The following is a 416-nucleotide window of genomic DNA, read 5'->3' as shown; positions in this document are numbered from 1 at the left end:
GACCCATCTCTACCCGCACGTCATAATCCTGAACCGAATCCACGACAGCTTGAATCTCACCGCTTGAAGTTGGGTTAATGAGATAACCTGTACGATATGTCTGTATCAGATCCACCGTACGACCTGAACTACTTCCTAGAACAGGCATCCCAGCAGCACTAGCCCTAAGCAAAGGGTAGGGGATATAATCGTCTGACTCCCTCATATCGACAAACAAATCGCATCGACCGGGACCTTTCCAAAACTCTTTAGTATCTCGTAGCTCAGGTGTATATTTTTCTTTGAAGTCTTTCAGCATACTTGCCGTCAGCTTTTTAGAACTAGGGTCTATGGCCAAGACAACATTTACGTCACCCTCGAACAACTCAAGCATCTTAGAGGCACTAGTTAAATCCTCTGATGTCGGATCATAAACA

The 416-nt window shown here is 45.2% G+C and carries 1 protein-coding gene; it reads right to left on the bottom strand.

The genetic code is table 11. The annotated features are described in order from the left end of the window. Positions 1-416, bottom strand: a 416-nt coding sequence (locus AB4585_RS24955) for a glycosyltransferase (protein WP_372171440.1), incomplete at both ends; no start/stop codon positions are given.

The organism is Vibrio sp. 10N.222.49.C9, from assembly GCF_041474985.1.
Classification (GTDB): domain Bacteria; phylum Pseudomonadota; class Gammaproteobacteria; order Enterobacterales; family Vibrionaceae; genus Vibrio; species Vibrio crassostreae_C.
Note: the sequence above shows the minus strand (reverse complement) of the source record. Positions and strands in the feature narration are given on the sequence as shown.